Here is a 14,752-nt window from a genome sequence, read left to right on the forward strand (position 1 = left end):
AGCCCCTCCCCTTTAGGAGTGTCAGGCCGGTCATGCCCCCGGCATGACCTAAACCGTCCGAGGGACGGTTTACCTGACACTGGGTTGGGGTGGGGACCATCGGCCTTGCGCAAGGCCGATGGTCCCCACCCGCTGCGACTAAGCGAGCAAGCTCGCAAGTCTCGCTGCCCTCCGCTGAAGGGGAGGGCATGATTGCGTCAAATCGCCCCGTGGCAATGCTTGTATTTGCGGCCTGACCCGCACGGACACGGCGCATTGCGGCTGATTTCGAGCGCCGCATAGGGATTTTCACCCCTTGCGATGTCGTGCTTGGGCACTTGCATCGGCGGCAGCGTATTCGCGATGACGCCGAGCGATCCGGCATCATGGTCGGCGCTGTTGTCCTCGCCCGTGAAGGGGTCGATGTGCGTCGTCAGGAAATCGGGCAGTTCAGGGAGCGGCATCGGTTCGGGTTCCTGGAACTGGAAATCGATCCGCGCAACGGTGCGCGTCACATCCTCGCGGATGTTCGACAGCATGCGCTCGAACAGCGCAAAGGCCTCCTGCTTATACTCATTGATCGGCTGCTTCTGCGCATAGGCGCGCAGGAACACGACCTGCCGTAGCGCGTCGAGCGTCGCCAGATGCTCCTTCCAATGATGGTCGAGCGTCTGGAGCAGGATCGACTTTTCGATCCCGCGCCACGTTTCCTGTTCGACCTGTCCGGCCTTTTCGGCAGCGGTCGCATCGGCCATTTCGCGCAGCCGCTCCTCGAACACCTCGGGATCGACCGCATCTTCCTGCATCCACTCGTCGATCGGCGGGTGGAGGTCGAGGATATTGGCGACGCGCTCCTTCATTTGGGCAATGTCCCACTGTTCGGGATAGCTTCCCGGCGGGCAGGCGTCGGCGACGATGGCGTTCACCGTCTCGGCGCGCATATCGACCATCACATCGTCGACGGTCTCGCTGTCGATGATCTCGCCGCGCTGTTCATAGATGACCTTGCGCTGGTCGTTCATGACGTTGTCATATTCGACGACCTGCTTGCGGATGTCGTAATTGCGCGCCTCGACCTTCTTCTGCGCGGTCTCGATCGCCTTCGACAGCCATTTCGACCCGATCGCCTCGCCATCCTCCAGATTCTTGTTCATCATCTTGGCGAACAAGGTGTCGGGACCGAAGATGCGCAGCAGATCATCGTCGAGGCAGAGGTAGAATTTCGACAGGCCGGGGTCGCCCTGGCGTCCCGAACGGCCGCGTAGCTGGTTATCGATACGGCGGCTTTCGTGCCGCTCGGTTGCGAGCACGAACAGGCCACCCGCGGCCTTCACCGCCTCGCGCTCGGCGGCGACCTCTTCGCGGATGCGCGCCTCGGCGGCATCGCGCTCCGGACCGGCGGGCATGTCCTTCAGTTCGTCCTCGATGCGGAATTCCTCGTTGCCGCCGAGTTTGATGTCGGTCCCGCGGCCCGCCATGTTGGTAGCGATCGTCACCGCGCCCGAACGGCCCGCCTGCGCGACGATGTGCGCTTCGCTTTCGTGGAAGCGGGCGTTGAGAACGCTGTGCGCGACGCCTTCCTTTTCAAGGAACGACGACAGCAGCTCGGACTTTTCGATCGACACAGTGCCGACGAGAACCGGCTGGCCGCGCTCCTGCGCCTCGCGGATCGTGCGCGCGATGGCGCCGAACTTGTCGGTGATATTCTTGTAGAACTCGTCTTCCTCGTCGATCCGCGCGATCGGACGGTTGGTCGGGATCGTGACGACGTTCATCTTGTAGATGTCGAAGAATTCGGCCGCCTCGGTCGCGGCGGTGCCGGTCATGCCCGAAAGCTTGGGATACATGCGGAAATAGTTCTGGAAGGTGATCGACGCGAGCGTCTGGTTCTCGGGCTCGATCTTGACACCCTCCTTCGCCTCGACCGCCTGGTGCAGGCCGTCGGACCAGCGGCGGCCGTCCATCATGCGCCCGGTGAATTCGTCGATGATGACGACCTTGCCGTCCTTGACGATATAGTCGGTGTCCAGCTTGAACATCACGATCGCCTTCAGCGCCTGATTGACGTGATGGACGACCTGCGTGTTCTCGATGTCATAGAGGTTGCTGCCCTGAAGCAGCCCCGCGGCTTCGAGCAATCGCTCGACATGCTCGGTGCCGTCTTCGGTCAGGTTGATCGACTTGGACTTTTCGTCCTTTTCATAATCATCTTCGGTAAGCTGGTGGACGACCTCGTTGACGCGGACATACATTTCCGACTTGTCGTCGGTCGGGCCGGAGATGATCAGCGGCGTTCGCGCTTCGTCGATCAGGATCGAATCGACCTCGTCGACGATGCCGAAATTGAACGCACGGTGGACCATCTGCGCGCGGTCGAACTTCATATTGTCGCGCAGATAATCGAACCCCAGTTCGTTGTTCGTCGCATAGGTGATGTCGCTGTTATACGCATCGCGCCGCTGCATTTCATTGAGGTTGGGAACGATGACGCCGGTCGTCAGGCCGAGGAAGCCATAGACCGCGCTCATCCATTCGGCGTCGCGGCGGGCGAGATAGTCGTTGACGGTGACGACATGTACGCCCTTGCCTTCAAGCGCGTTGAGGTAGCAGGGAAGCGTCGCCATCAGCGTCTTGCCCTCGCCCGTCGCCATTTCGGCGATTTCGCCGCGGTGGAGGACGACGCCACCGATCATCTGGACGTCGAAGTGGCGCATGCCGAGCGTGCGCTTCGACGCCTCGCGGACGGTCGCAAAGGCTTCGGGCAAAATATCGTCGAGCGTTTCACCGGAAGCGAGCCGGTCGCGGAACTTCTGCGTCTGCGCCTTCAGCATATCGTCGTCATAGGCTTCGAGCGTAGGTTCGAAGGCGTTGATCTTGTCGACGATCTTGCGGATCGACGCGACATAACGGTCGTTCGACGAGCCGAACAGGCTTTTGGCAATGCCAGAAAACATCAAATTATCCTTGGATTTCAATTTGGGAAAGCGACGCTGAGGCCGCAAATAGAGATGGGTCCCGCGCGGACGGGACGGTCAGCGCGCCAACGGCGCGCTTCCTGCTATTCGAGCGCGCGGTCGCTGCGCGTCAAAAGTCCGGGAGTGTGCGGCGGTGCGGACTTGCGCGGCCGGATGCACGGCATGTCCGAGCTGCGCCGGGTCGCGGGCGTCGCGGCGGGGCGCCGATTGGCGTTGTCCGCCTCAGCCTTGTTCGCCGCTTCGGTAATCAGGACGAGCGACCCCATCGCCGCGGGTGCGGCGGGTGCGGCAACGGCACGGTCGGCAGTCGCCAGACCGGTCAGCAGCGCCAAAAGGGTCAACAACAAACGCAAGGACAGGCCCCTCATTACGTCCAGCCGACGCGCTTTGCGCGCCAGAGCCTGAACATAGGGTGAAAGCAGTGCTCAGTCTAGGGGAGCGAGTCGTTCGATTTGGGCTGAGGCGCGAACACTGATCTTTCCGTCATCCCGACGAAGGCCGCGACCGCGCCGGTGCGTAAAACCGAGAGGGTGAGATCCCGGCCTTCGCCGGGATGACGAGGAAAAGAAGACGCGCATGAGGAACAAAAGCGACCCTCATCCCAATTGCGGGTTCAACGCGCGAACCTCGCCCAGGAAACTCTTGGGCTTCTTGAAATATTTGCTGTTCCGATTGACCTTCAGCCCGACGATTTCGGCGAGTTCCATCACGAAATGGACGCAGTTGCGTTTGCCCAGATTATAGCTCGGCTGCTTGCGCTCGCTCCATTCACGAACCTTGGCGACCAGTCGCGCGTGGGTCGCATCGTCGACCGTTACGCTGAACTGGCGGTCGCTCTTCGCGATATAATCGGGATTCGACGATTCGACATGTCCCTTGACCGATCCGAAAAGGATCGCCGGACTGACCGACGTCGCCGTGAAGCCATAGCTTGCATCGACCGCTTCGCCCGACGCGTCGAGGCGACCCTTCATCACGATGAACGCATGGGGAAAGCGGTCGCCGAAATCATGGCTGTAAAAACTGACCTCGACATCGGCGCGCGCCGGAAGCGATGCGCCCGCACAAAAGACAAGCAAGCTCAACAGGATCAGGCGCAGGCCGCGAAGCATCGCCGCCCTCCTAACAATCCCGCGCCCACGATGCCAAGCGGCGATTGCTGCTTGACCTTTGCCACGCGCTCGCATCAATTCGGACTTACACCGATGTCAGGAGGGACAGGATGGGGCGCAAGGCGATTTTCATTACCGGTGGCGGATCGGGCATCGGCCGCGCGGTCGCGCGCCACTTTGCCGCGCAAGGCTGGTTCGTCGGCATCGCCGACGTCAACCGCACGGGGATCGACGAGACCGCTGCACTTCTTCCCGAAGGCGCGTCGTCGCGCCACGTGATGGACGTGCGCGACCGCGACCAGTGGCGCGCCGCGCTCGACGAATTCGCCGCCGCGTCGGGCGGGCGGCTCGATGTGCTGTTCAACAACGCCGGCATCGGTTCGGGCGGCCAGTTCCTCGACATGCCGCCCGAGGAGGCCGACCGGCTGATCGCAATCAACTTCGGCGGGGTCGTCAACGGCATCTATGCCGCGATGCCGCTGCTCCGCGCGACGCCGGGGGCGACGATCCTCAACACCGGATCGGCGTCGGGATTTTACGGCGTCGCGGGGCTTGCCGTCTACTCGGCAACCAAATTCGCGGTACGCGGCCTGACCGAGGGGCTGGAAATCGAGTTCGCGAAATATGGCGTCAAGGTGCGCTCGCTGATGCCCGGGTTCATCGACACGCCCCTGCTCGATCAGGTCAGCGCCGACAGCAACGAGCCCGCACGCACGCGGCTCGCCGAAGGAGGTTTCGAAATCTCCCCGGTCGAACGCGTTGCCGAAGCGGCGTGGGAGGCAGTCCACGGCAACCGCGTCCATGTCCCGGTCGGCAAACTCGCCAAACGCCTCGCGCGCCTGTCGCGCTGGTTCCCCGGGCTGATCGCCAAACAGTCGAAAAAGATCGACGGCCTCGGCGCGGTGTCCACCCCGCATTGATACGCCGGGTCAGTCGGAATTCGGCGACCGGTTATCGATGACCCGTTCGCGCGCCAGGGTGCCGACCACACCCCATCCGATCAATGCCTGCCCCGCAAAATAGAGCGGCCAGACAAGCCAGACCGTCACCGATTTCGACAAATTGCCGCTCGCCCCGGCAAAGATGAACAGGTCGCTCGCCAGGAACATCATCGCGCCGGTGCCTGTGCGATAGCGCGGGAAACGGCTCGCCCAGGCGGCTGCCGCCATCACCGCTACGCCGCCGGTATAGGCGATCGCCGCCCCCATCTGCAGCAACGGCGCCTCGCGCGTCAGCGACCAGGCAATCAGCAGCGACATCGGGACGAGCACCCAGACGAGCAGACGCTGCGACGGTGAGAGCGCGCGGCGTCGATTCCGCAGGTAGAGCGTGATCGCGATCAAATGGCCGACAGCGAAAGCCGCCGCGCCCTCAAGCATCCCGACCGCGTCGAGCAGCCAGTCGCCGAGCGCACCGAACGCGAGCGCCGCGGCGATCATCCGTCCGCCGCCATCGCGCGCGTTGGCCCAGGCCCAGACCGCGAGCAAACCGACACCCGACGCCTTCCACAAATGAACCGCCGGACCGTCCCAACCGGCCAGCACCGCGCCGAAATAGCTTGCGCCGCCCAGCAGCGCGGCGAGCCACAGCCAGCGTGCGCGATCCCAGCTCGATTCCCCGCTCATTCCCGCCCCTTTGCATCTTGGTCCCAACCGGCCTAGTGCGCGGCGAACGAAGTGCAAGTCAACGGACACGGTAAATGGGTCACGATATTCACATCATCGGCGGCGGCCTCGCGGGCTCCGAAGCGGCGTGGCAGCTCGCCGAAGCGGGTTTCCGCGTCCGCCTCTCCGAAATGCGCGGTGGCGGCGACATGACCCCGGCGCATCAGGGCGACACGCTGGCCGAGATGGTCTGCTCGAACAGCTTTCGCAGCGACGATGGCGACAGCAACGCCGTCGGCCTCCTCCACCGCGAAATGCGCGCGCTCGGCTCGATCATCCTGCGCGAAGCCGACGCGACAAAGGTGCCAGCCGGATCGGCGCTTGCGGTCGACCGTGACCTGTTTTCGGGCGGCGTCACGCGCGCGCTGTCCGAACATCCAAACGTCACCATCGTCCGCGAACGCGTCGACACGCTGCCTGCCGAGGGCATGACGATCGTCGCGACGGGACCGCTCACCGCCGCGAGCCTGGCGGAGAGCATCGGCGCCGCGACGGGCAAGGATGCGCTCGCCTTTTTCGACGCCATCGCGCCGATCGTCTATCGCGACAGCATCGACATGGACGTCGCGTGGATGGCGAGCCGCTGGGACAAGGTCGGGCCGATCGGCGACGGCAAGGATTATATCAACTGCCCGATGGACAAGGACCAATATCACGCCTTCGTTCAGGGGCTTATCGACGGCGAAAAGACCGAGTTCAAGGAGTGGGAAAAGGACACGCCCTATTTCGAAGGCTGCATGCCGATCGAGGTAATGGCCGAACGCGGCGTCGAAACCTTGCGCTTCGGCCCGATGAAGGGCGTCGGCCTCGACAATCCGCGCACCGGGCGCTGGCCCTATGCCGTCGTCCAGCTGCGGCAGGACAATGCGCTCGGCACGCTGTGGAACATGGTCGGTTTCCAGACCAAGCTCAAGCATGGCGCGCAGGTCGAACTGTTCCGTACCATCCCCGGCCTCGAAAAGGCCGAGTTCGCGCGGCTGGGCGGGCTGCACCGCAACAGCTTCATTCGTTCGCCCGAACTGCTCGACGACCAGCTTCGCCTGAAATCGGCGCCGCATATTCGCTTTGCGGGACAGATCACCGGCTGCGAAGGCTATGTCGAAAGCGCCGCCATCGGCCTTGTCGCCGCGCGCTTCACTGCCGCCGAACTCGCGGGCCGCACGCTACCGCCGCCGCCGCCCGAGACCGCACTGGGCGCACTGCTCGGCCACATCACCGGCGGCGCCGATGCGGCGAGCTACCAGCCGATGAACGTCAATTTTGGCCTCTTCCCCCCGCTCGCCGAGGACGTCCGCAAGAAGGACCGCAAACTCGGTTACACGCAGCGGGCAGGCAAGGCGCTGGCGGAATGGATGAAACTCGCGCAGGGCGTGGCGGCTTAACCGAACACGGCTGGGATGGGGCGTCGGAACGGCGGTTTTGGGTTGGAAAGCGGTCGCGGAGTTAGTCAGCCTGCGATGCAGTTCGCCGCTTCCAAAGCGCATATGCAACCGAAACGGGAAATGCGACGGCGACGTATACCGTCGGCAGAACCAAGCCAAACACCATGATGGCAAGAAAATCCATCCGCCCCGAGTCTCCATGTATGTTCTCGTCATAGTCGTAAGGTATCGGCGTCGGAGTGGCCATGATGTAGCATGCCAAACTCAGAAAAATCAGGGGAGCGAGGCCTAGGCGGAGAAGCCACCAGCGCGTTGGGAAACGCTCCTTGAATGCTTTGCCTAGCAATAAGCTAGACAGAATGATTAGCACAGGTGGGATTGCGATGAGCAGGACCATTAAAGCTTCATATCGTGCATTACTTCGACGGACAATCGATGTCCGCAATTGGTCGATTCACGTCATTGCGACTAGATCGGGAGCGAATGGGGAAAACGGGGCGGAATGCGGACTTGCCCACTTAGTTTCGTCATCCCGGACTTGATCCGGGATCCACGACGAGGGGGCGGCTACGGATCCCGGATCAAGTCCGGGATGACGATGAAAAAAGGATCGCGATCACTCGCCAGCCGCCCTGAATCCTCCCTGTCGCGCAGCGATGGGGAGGTGGCAGCGCGCAGCGCTGACGGAGGGGCAAATGGCGCAACGCCGCCGCCCCTCCACCACCGCCTATGGCGGCGGTCCCCCTCCCCATGCCTGCGGCACAGGGAGGATCGAACGTCCGCAACCGGTCGTTACAACACCTTCGTCATCCCGGACCTGATCCGGGATCCACGGCCGCGCTGAAGTCATGGACCCCGGGTCAAGCCCGGGGTGACGACGAACCGAGATTACGACTTTTGGTGCTTTTCGGACAGTCCGCCCTGTCTCTACTTCTTCAGCAACGACACTTCGGCTTTGCCGCTCGCTTCGGCGCGGTCGTTGCGAACTCGGCGCGGGTCAGGTCGCCCGACTTGTCGGCGTCCGCGCCCGCGAAACGCTCGCTGGTCGCCGCCGCCCATTCCTCGAAGGTCAGCAGATTGTTTCCGTCCTTGTCGAGCTTGCGGAACGCGGCGGTGCGCGTCGACAGCATCTCGACCCGGCTGATTCGTTCGTCGCGGTTGCGATCGTAACGATTGAAGCGCCGCTCCTCGCGCGATGCCTCCTTCGCGGCGGGAAGTTCGGGCGGGGCCGGACCGCGGGTAGGCGCATCGGCTCCAGCGACAGGAATCGCCGGCAGCGCCGGTGGCGGCGCTGGCACGACCGCCTCATCGCCGCCCTGACTATGGCCTTTCCACAGGAACACCCCGCCGGTCAGCAGCAAGGCGCTCGCCAAGCCACCGACCAGAAATCGCGAAACCGCCATCGCTCGCCCTCGCCCAACCCGGAGGGGCAATCTATCGCGGGATCGGCGCGGCGCAACCGACGCCGCCATAATGGCCGCAAAATTTCAATCGTCCGGATTGTTTAAACTTTCCGCAGCGATTGCTATATTCGATTAATGCACAACTACCTGCCCTCGCTCAAGCAGATGCAATATCTCGTCGCGCTGCACGAGCATGGTCATTTCGGCCGCGCCGCCGATGCGTGCAACGTCACGCAATCGACGCTTTCGGCGGGGATTCGCGAGCTCGAAACGCTGCTCGGCCAGACGCTGGTCGAGCGCACACGCCGCGTCGTGCGCTTCACGACGCTCGGCAATGCGATCGTCGAAAAGGCGCACCGCGTTCTGCGCGAGGCGGAAGAACTGGCCGACATGGCCGCAGCCGCAGCGGCGCCGCTGGTCGGCGAACTCCGCATGAGCGTTATTCCGACAATCGCGCCCTTCCTCCTCCCCGGACTGCTCCCGCGGCTGCGCAAGGAGCGCCCGTCGCTCAAGCTGTTCCTGCGCGAGGAGCCGAGCGCGCAGGCGTGCGAGTCGCTGCACCACGGCGTCGTCGACTGCGTGCTCCTCGCCCTCCCCTATGCTTGCGGCGACGTCGAGAGCGACAAGCTGTTCGACGACGCACTCTTTGTCGCCTTTCCGGGCGAGCAGGCCGAACAACTCCCCGCCGTCGTCAGCGCCGACCAGATCGACCCCGCGCAGATGCTGATGCTCGAGGACGGGCACTGCCTCAAGGACCACGCGCTCGCCGCGTGCAACCGGCCCGAGCTGCGCGCCGGCGCGCGCATGATGGGGACTTCGCTCCACACGCTGGTGCAGATGGTCGACAATGGGCTCGGCATCACGATGCTGCCGCAAATGGCGATCACCGCCGGCATCCTAGACCACACCGACATCGACACGCGCCCGCTCGATTCGGACCATGACTGGCGCACCATCGCCCTGGTCTGGCGCAAGGGCAGCCCGCGCGCCGACGAATTCAAGCTGCTCGCCGATATTTTCCGCAAGCATCAGGCGAATTAGGCGGACGCCATGACGCCGTTGGGCGAGCATTGCCGAAGCGCGAGGCTGGGCCCCGCGTCGGGCCTGTAATAATGAACGTCCCGAAGCGACCAAGTCGTAATCACGGTTCGTCGTCACCCCGGGCTTGACCCGGGGTCCATGACTTCAGCGCGGTCGTGGATCCCGGATCAAGTCCGGGATGACGAAGGTCTGAAATGGACCGGAATGCGACATATTTTCCATCGTCATCCCGGCGGAGGCCGGGATCTCGCCGCAAAACATCCCGTCGGACAAGGTTACCTCAACCCCTCGTCCCACCGCTCCGACCGCTTCCGGTCGCTGCCGCGCGCCTCGACCCATTCGACGCGGCCGTCGGCGAATGTCTGCCGCTTCCACAGCATCACGTCGGTCTTGAGCCGATCGATCAGAAATTCGGTCGCCGCAAGCGCCTCGGCGCGGTGCGGGCTGCTCGCGAGGACGAGCACGATCGTATCGCCCACCGCCATCGCGCCAACGCGGTGGATCACCGTCAACGCCGAAAGCTTCCAGCGGTCCGTCGCCGAATGCGCCAGCTCGGCAAGCCCCTTTTCGGTCAGCACAGGATGATGGTCGAGGAACAGTTCGACAAGATCGTCCTCGCCGCGCACCCGCCCGACGAAACTCGCGCTTGCGCCATGTCCGCCACCATCGTGGATGTCGAGCTCGGCGGGGACGTCGATCGGTCCCGACTGGACGGCGACGCGGATCATCCGCCCGTCACCGGCGGAAAGAGCGCAACCTCCTCGGCCGAGCCGATCGCCGCATCGGGACCGCCCATCACGCCATCGACCGCGGCGCGAACGCGCGCGGGGTCGGCAAAGGCATGCGCGCCCCGCGCATCGCGCGCCGCCAGCCAACCGACGAGCGCCGCCACATTCGCGATATTCGCGGGCAGATCGACGCTTTCGTCGGCGATGCCCATTCGCTCGCGCACCCAGGCAAAATAAGCAATTCGCATGCAATCAATCCATATGCTTCAGGCCGACGCGGAGATAATCCCACCCCGTTATGAGAGTCAGCACCGCGGCGCCCCATAGCGATGCGAGCCCGACCGTCTTGATCCACGCCATCGCGGGCAATGCCCCGGCAAGGATCAGCGCGCCAAAGGCAACGAGCTGGAAGGTCGTCTTCCATTTGGCGAGCTGCGTCACCGGCATCGACACCTGCAAGGTCGCGAGGAATTCGCGCAGCCCCGACACGATAATCTCGCGCAGCAGGATGATCAGTGCGGCGATGACATGATAGCCGTCGATGTCGCGCGTGAACACCAGCAGCAGGATGACCGCCGCAATCATGATCTTGTCCGCGATGGGGTCGAGGAAGGCGCCGAGCCGCGACACGGTGCCGCGCGAGCGCGCAACATAACCGTCAAAATAATCGGTAATGCCCATCAGGCAATAAAGCCCAAAGGCGAGCGCATAATCGATCGCCAGCGGCTGGTGCGACCCGACCCGGACGCCGGGCCAAAGGAGGAATAAGAGGATCGGAACCGCAAGGATACGCGAAAGGGTCAGGATATTGGGAAGACTCAGCATGACCCCTGTTCCGACACAGCGCTCGCAAGACCCAAAATGGGCTTTGACCCCTTCATCCCTAACCGATAAGCCCCCCGGGCCACAACTAGGATGCTGAAAAGAATGGACCCTGCATGACCGGCTCCTTTTCGTTGCTGAAGCAACGCCGGTTCCTCCCGCTGTTCGTCACCCAGCTTCTCGGCGCGTTCAACGACAATCTGTTCAAGAATGCGATGGTGCTGTTCGTCGTTTACGGCGTGTTCAACGACGAAGCGTCCGAAACATTGTTCAGCGCGGTGGCGACGGGCGTGTTCATCCTGCCCTTCTTCCTGCTCTCTGCGCTGGCCGGGCAGCTTGCCGACACGCGCGACAAGGCGCGCATCATACGCATCGTCAAGTTCTGCGAGATATTGATCATGCTCGTCGGGGGCGCGGGCCTCTTCCTCGCGTGGATGGGCTTTGCGGTTCACCTGATCGCCATTCCGCTGATGATGCTCGCGCTGTTCGCGATGGGCGTCCACTCGACCTTCTTCGGGCCGATCAAATATGCGATCCTGCCGCAGCACCTTGAAAAGGACGAGGTGCTCGCCGGCACCGGCCTCGTCGAGGCGGGGACATATATTGCGATCCTGGCGGGAACGATCCTTGCCGGCATCATCGACGTCGAATGGGCCGCGCTTGGCGTCATCCTGGTCGCCGCGATTGGATATTGGACCGGGCGCAAGGTGCCACCTGCCCCGCCCGAGCATGAAGAACGCGGGATCGATTGGCACATCATCCGCTCGTCGATCACGCTGGTCAGCGCGACCCTGCACATCCCTCGTCTGTTCCTCGCGATCCTGTCGATCAGCTTTTTCTGGACCATCGGCGCGGTGCTGTTCATCCAGTTCCCGCCGCTCGTCAAAAATATCCTCCACGCCGACAAGAGCGTCGCCAGCCTGTTCCTCGCCATTTTCTCGATCGGCATCGCGATCGGCTCGGTCGCGGTGAACCGCCTGCTCAAGGGGCAGGTGTCGGCGCGCTACAGCCCCGCGAGCGTCATCGTGATGGGGGTCTTTGTCGTCGCCTTTTATTGGGTTTGCCGCAATTGGGAGCATGACCCCTCAGGCGCAATGTACGGTATCGGCGGCTTCCTGGGACACGCCGACGTCATTCCGCTGCTCGCCGCGCTGCTCGGCATTGCGATCAGCGGCGGCATGTTCGTCGTCCCGCTCTATGCCTTTCTCACCACCACCGTGCCCAAGGACCAGACGGCGCGCACCGTTGCGGCGAACAATATCGTCAATTCGGGCGCAATGGTCGTCGGATCGCTGCTCGCGCTCGGCCTGAGCATGATCGGCGTCGGCGTCGTCGACCAGTTGTTGATGAGCGCGGTGATGTGCCTGATTTCGGCGTGGCTGGCAGTGAAACTCCACCGCGCCTGCGATTGAAGGGGGGCTCGGCTCCTGCCGGGCCTATTTCGTCGTCCCGCAAGTCACGGTCCCGCTCCCCAGCGCGCGCACGGTGCAGGTCGGGCGGCCATAGACGATCGTCTTCCCTACGCCGCGCGACGTGATTGTGGCGCTTTTGACCGCGCGCATCACATGATCGCCCGCGCCCTCGCTGTCGCTCACCAGTTCGTCGATGGTCAAGCCACCGGCATCGACCATTCCCGCGCCCGATAACGTCATCTGCGCCTGCTTCGCCTTACCGTTCAGCGTGATGCTGCCATTGCCGATCATCGCAACCTGCAGCCGGTCGGTCGCGATGTCCTCAACGACCAGTCGTCCCGGCCCGCGCAGCCCGATCGACACGCGCGTCCCTTTGAGCCGATCGATCGTCAGCGAACCCGCGCCCGCGAGCGTCGCCGAGCGCAGGTTTGCGGCGTTGATTCGGATGACCACTGCGCCGTGCGGCGCCCTGCGCTCCTCGTCGCCTGCAAATTTGCGCTGGCCGATGATAAGGCGTCCGTCGCGCGTTTCGAGCTCCAACCGGTCGAGCGACGCTTGTGGCCCCGTCGCGACGGCGCTCACCGGCGCACGATCGACAACCTCGACCTCGACGTCGGCGTTGATTTCGATCGCCTCGAAACTTGTGAGGCCATAGCGCTTTTCGGCGGCCGCCGCGGGGACGGACAGGACAAGGGCGACAGCCGCAGTCGCGGCCCAGTGCATCGCAGGGTTCATCCTGCGGTCCTATCGCCTTTGCTGCGCGCGCGCCACCACTCGCTCAGCGGCAGCGCACCTCGCCCGAGCCCAGCGTCCGCGACGAACATTTCGCCCCGCCGGCAATCGACGCGTCGCCCGATCCCATGATCGACACGCTGGCCGTTTCGGTCGCGCGCGCGTCGACATCGCCCGATCCGGCGATCGAAATGTCGAGCGTCCGGGCGGCGAGCCCTTCGGCCTCGATATTGCCCGATCCGGTAACGCGATATTCACCGCTGTCGACGGTTCCGCTGTCGACGTCGATGTCGCCCGATCCCGAAATCGCCATCGACACGCTTTTCGCGGTCAGCCCGGCGACTTTCAGATCGCCCGACCCGGTGACGACCGCCTCGACGGCATCGCCCTCCATCGCGTCGGCCTCGACCTCGCCCGATCCCGTCAGGCGCACGGCGGTGAGTCGCGGCATGGTGACCGCAATCTTCACGCCGACATGATTGCGGCCGCCGAAAAGCGAGTCATTCTTGCGGCGCCCGATCGACAACCGGTCACCATCGCGCTCGATCTCCAGCTCGTCGATTTCAGCCTGCGGCCCGCTGGCGCTGACCGAAAAGCCCTCACCCATCGTGATCCGAACATCGTCGGGTCCGGTCACGCTGACTGCGCTGAAATCTGACAGCGCATAGTCGCGCGTCGTTTGCGGCCCCGAATCGGTCGCGCCCGATTCGCCGGTCCTTCCCCGCTCGGATTCCTTCGCGTTACAGCCGGAAACCATCAGGCCCAGTGCCAGCGGCAGGGCGGCCAAGGTCAATCTGCGCATCAACAATCTCCTGCGTGTATTGCATGGCTAACACACGTAGGAGGGCGATGTCCAGTTGTTACCAGCGCAGCAGCGGCGGCAGGATGATGCGCCCGGCAACAGCAGCGCCCGCGACGGCCAGGCCGTGCCACAGAGAGATGTGCATCAGATTGTCGATCGGACAATGCAACGCGACGATCGTCGCCCCTGCGGAGCCCGCCGCGATGCCGACGACCCAGCCCGCTCGCGTGGGCGAAGTCGGCGCGCCGCCTTTCAGCCAAGCAAACAACGCGGCACCAACGCCGATACCCGCGACCAGACCTTGAATCGTGCAGCGGAGCCCTTCTCCCCGATGGATCGCCTCGGTCGCAGCGTGGCTATCGCCAAGGCCCGCCAGAACAGCAGCGAGCGGCAGCGAAAGCGCCGCAAGCCCCGCCCAGCGCCAACCGCTATAATCGCGACCAACACCGGGCAGCCCCATGCGCACAGCGCTCCATGTCGCCGCAATGCCCGCCGACGCGATCAGCCAAAAGGAAAGGAGCGACAGCGGCGGCATGCTGGCAATGTCGCTCCGCATACCAAGAAGCCACAATAAAGCCGTAGCGCCCACAGCCCAGCCCGATGCCGCCCAGATCGAGCCGCGCAGAACGCGACGCGGGCGGACCGGTTCCAGTTCACCGGCAAGGCCGTCGATCAGGTCTTCGATCGATGCGTGCTTCAT

General features: G+C 63.9%; 15 protein-coding genes. 4 read left to right on the forward strand and 11 right to left on the reverse strand.

Going from position 1 to position 14,752, the window contains the following annotated elements:
* Positions 1-197: 197 nt before the first annotated feature.
* The 3 genes from secA to JI743_RS07615 all read right to left on the reverse strand — a co-directional run bounded on the left by secA (position 198) and on the right by JI743_RS07615 (position 4,066).
* Positions 198-2,933: a preprotein translocase subunit SecA gene (gene secA / locus JI743_RS07605; RefSeq protein ID WP_201927615.1), complete on the reverse strand. Its 2,736-nt coding sequence runs from the start codon at positions 2,931-2,933 to the stop codon at positions 198-200.
* A 104-nt stretch (positions 2,934-3,037) separates the two neighbouring features.
* The gene (locus tag JI743_RS07610; protein WP_236659825.1) at positions 3,038-3,295 is read right to left on the reverse strand and encodes a hypothetical protein; all 258 of its coding nucleotides are present in this window, start codon (positions 3,293-3,295) and stop codon (positions 3,038-3,040) included.
* A 255-nt stretch (positions 3,296-3,550) separates the two neighbouring features.
* Positions 3,551-4,066, reverse strand: a complete 516-nt coding sequence (locus JI743_RS07615) for a hypothetical protein (RefSeq protein WP_201927619.1) — start codon at positions 4,064-4,066, stop codon at positions 3,551-3,553.
* Between the two features lie 110 nt (positions 4,067-4,176).
* Between JI743_RS07615 and JI743_RS07620 the strand changes: the two genes are divergently transcribed.
* Positions 4,177-4,986: an SDR family oxidoreductase gene (locus JI743_RS07620; protein WP_201927620.1), complete on the forward strand. Its 810-nt coding sequence runs from the start codon at positions 4,177-4,179 to the stop codon at positions 4,984-4,986.
* Positions 4,987-4,995: 9 nt separating this feature from the next.
* On the opposite strand, the gene JI743_RS07625 is transcribed toward JI743_RS07620, so the two are convergent.
* Positions 4,996-5,691, reverse strand: coding sequence for a lysoplasmalogenase family protein (locus JI743_RS07625; protein WP_201927621.1), 696 nt, complete (start codon positions 5,689-5,691; stop codon positions 4,996-4,998).
* Positions 5,692-5,765: 74 nt separating this feature from the next.
* On the opposite strand from JI743_RS07625, the gene trmFO reads away from it, so the two are divergent.
* Positions 5,766-7,112: a methylenetetrahydrofolate--tRNA-(uracil(54)-C(5))-methyltransferase (FADH(2)-oxidizing) TrmFO gene (trmFO, locus tag JI743_RS07630; protein ID WP_201927622.1), complete on the forward strand. Its 1,347-nt coding sequence runs from the start codon at positions 5,766-5,768 to the stop codon at positions 7,110-7,112.
* 935 nt (positions 7,113-8,047) lie between these two features.
* On the opposite strand, the gene JI743_RS07635 is transcribed toward trmFO, so the two are convergent.
* The gene (locus tag JI743_RS07635) at positions 8,048-8,515 is read right to left on the reverse strand and encodes an EF-hand domain-containing protein (protein WP_201927623.1); all 468 of its coding nucleotides are present in this window, start codon (positions 8,513-8,515) and stop codon (positions 8,048-8,050) included.
* Between the two features lie 135 nt (positions 8,516-8,650).
* On the opposite strand from JI743_RS07635, the gene JI743_RS07640 reads away from it, so the two are divergent.
* A complete protein-coding gene (locus tag JI743_RS07640; protein WP_201927625.1) occupies positions 8,651-9,556 on the forward strand; it encodes a hydrogen peroxide-inducible genes activator in 906 nt (301 codons plus the stop codon).
* A gap of 275 nt (positions 9,557-9,831) precedes the next feature.
* Here JI743_RS07640 and JI743_RS07645 read toward each other — a convergent pair whose 3' ends face one another.
* The 3 genes from JI743_RS07645 to pgsA are packed head-to-tail and all read right to left on the reverse strand — an operon-like array spanning position 9,832 to position 11,109.
* The gene (locus JI743_RS07645; RefSeq protein ID WP_201927626.1) at positions 9,832-10,284 is read right to left on the reverse strand and encodes a molybdenum cofactor biosynthesis protein MoaE; all 453 of its coding nucleotides are present in this window, start codon (positions 10,282-10,284) and stop codon (positions 9,832-9,834) included.
* Positions 10,281-10,532, reverse strand: coding sequence for a MoaD/ThiS family protein (locus tag JI743_RS07650; RefSeq protein ID WP_201927627.1), 252 nt, complete (start codon positions 10,530-10,532; stop codon positions 10,281-10,283). The genes JI743_RS07645 and JI743_RS07650 overlap by 4 nt, the downstream gene beginning before the upstream one ends.
* A gap of 4 nt (positions 10,533-10,536) precedes the next feature.
* Positions 10,537-11,109: a CDP-diacylglycerol--glycerol-3-phosphate 3-phosphatidyltransferase gene (pgsA, locus tag JI743_RS07655; protein WP_201927628.1), complete on the reverse strand. Its 573-nt coding sequence runs from the start codon at positions 11,107-11,109 to the stop codon at positions 10,537-10,539.
* 113 nt (positions 11,110-11,222) lie between these two features.
* Between pgsA and JI743_RS07660 the strand changes: the two genes are divergently transcribed.
* The gene (locus JI743_RS07660) at positions 11,223-12,518 is read left to right on the forward strand and encodes an MFS transporter (RefSeq protein ID WP_201927629.1); all 1,296 of its coding nucleotides are present in this window, start codon (positions 11,223-11,225) and stop codon (positions 12,516-12,518) included.
* Between the two features lie 24 nt (positions 12,519-12,542).
* Here the strand turns inward: JI743_RS07660 and JI743_RS07665 are convergent, their stop codons facing one another.
* Genes JI743_RS07665 through JI743_RS07675 form a run of 3 tightly spaced genes read right to left on the reverse strand, consistent with a single transcriptional unit; the run spans position 12,543 to position 14,752 of the window.
* Positions 12,543-13,253, reverse strand: coding sequence for a head GIN domain-containing protein (locus JI743_RS07665; protein WP_201927630.1), 711 nt, complete (start codon positions 13,251-13,253; stop codon positions 12,543-12,545).
* Between the two features lie 43 nt (positions 13,254-13,296).
* Positions 13,297-14,052, reverse strand: a complete 756-nt coding sequence (locus JI743_RS07670) for a head GIN domain-containing protein (RefSeq protein ID WP_201927631.1) — start codon at positions 14,050-14,052, stop codon at positions 13,297-13,299.
* 58 nt (positions 14,053-14,110) lie between these two features.
* Positions 14,111-14,752: an NrsF family protein gene (locus tag JI743_RS07675; protein WP_201927632.1), complete on the reverse strand. Its 642-nt coding sequence runs from the start codon at positions 14,750-14,752 to the stop codon at positions 14,111-14,113.

Source organism: Sphingopyxis jiangsuensis (genome assembly GCF_016734905.1).
Taxonomy (GTDB): Bacteria; Pseudomonadota; Alphaproteobacteria; order Sphingomonadales; family Sphingomonadaceae; genus Sphingopyxis; species Sphingopyxis jiangsuensis.

Excerpts from the sequence above, each read along its gene's own strand:
- secA (WP_201927615.1), bottom strand. The coding sequence starts at position 2,933 with ATGTTTTCTGGCATTGCCAAAAGCCTGTTCGGCTCGTCGAACGACCGT.
- JI743_RS07615 (WP_201927619.1), bottom strand. The coding sequence starts at position 4,066 with ATGCTTCGCGGCCTGCGCCTGATCCTGTTGAGCTTGCTTGTCTTTTGT.
- JI743_RS07620 (WP_201927620.1), top strand. The coding sequence starts at position 4,177 with ATGGGGCGCAAGGCGATTTTCATTACCGGTGGCGGATCGGGCATCGGC.
- JI743_RS07625 (WP_201927621.1), bottom strand. The coding sequence starts at position 5,691 with ATGAGCGGGGAATCGAGCTGGGATCGCGCACGCTGGCTGTGGCTCGCC.
- trmFO (WP_201927622.1), top strand. The coding sequence starts at position 5,766 with ATGGGTCACGATATTCACATCATCGGCGGCGGCCTCGCGGGCTCCGAA.
- JI743_RS07635 (WP_201927623.1), bottom strand. The coding sequence starts at position 8,515 with ATGGCGGTTTCGCGATTTCTGGTCGGTGGCTTGGCGAGCGCCTTGCTG.
- JI743_RS07640 (WP_201927625.1), top strand. The coding sequence starts at position 8,651 with ATGCACAACTACCTGCCCTCGCTCAAGCAGATGCAATATCTCGTCGCG.
- JI743_RS07645 (WP_201927626.1), bottom strand. The coding sequence starts at position 10,284 with ATGATCCGCGTCGCCGTCCAGTCGGGACCGATCGACGTCCCCGCCGAG.
- JI743_RS07650 (WP_201927627.1), bottom strand. The coding sequence starts at position 10,532 with ATGCGAATTGCTTATTTTGCCTGGGTGCGCGAGCGAATGGGCATCGCC.
- pgsA (WP_201927628.1), bottom strand. The coding sequence starts at position 11,109 with ATGCTGAGTCTTCCCAATATCCTGACCCTTTCGCGTATCCTTGCGGTT.
- JI743_RS07660 (WP_201927629.1), top strand. The coding sequence starts at position 11,223 with ATGACCGGCTCCTTTTCGTTGCTGAAGCAACGCCGGTTCCTCCCGCTG.
- JI743_RS07665 (WP_201927630.1), bottom strand. The coding sequence starts at position 13,253 with ATGAACCCTGCGATGCACTGGGCCGCGACTGCGGCTGTCGCCCTTGTC.
- JI743_RS07670 (WP_201927631.1), bottom strand. The coding sequence starts at position 14,052 with ATGCGCAGATTGACCTTGGCCGCCCTGCCGCTGGCACTGGGCCTGATG.
- JI743_RS07675 (WP_201927632.1), bottom strand. The coding sequence starts at position 14,752 with ATGAAGCACGCATCGATCGAAGACCTGATCGACGGCCTTGCCGGTGAA.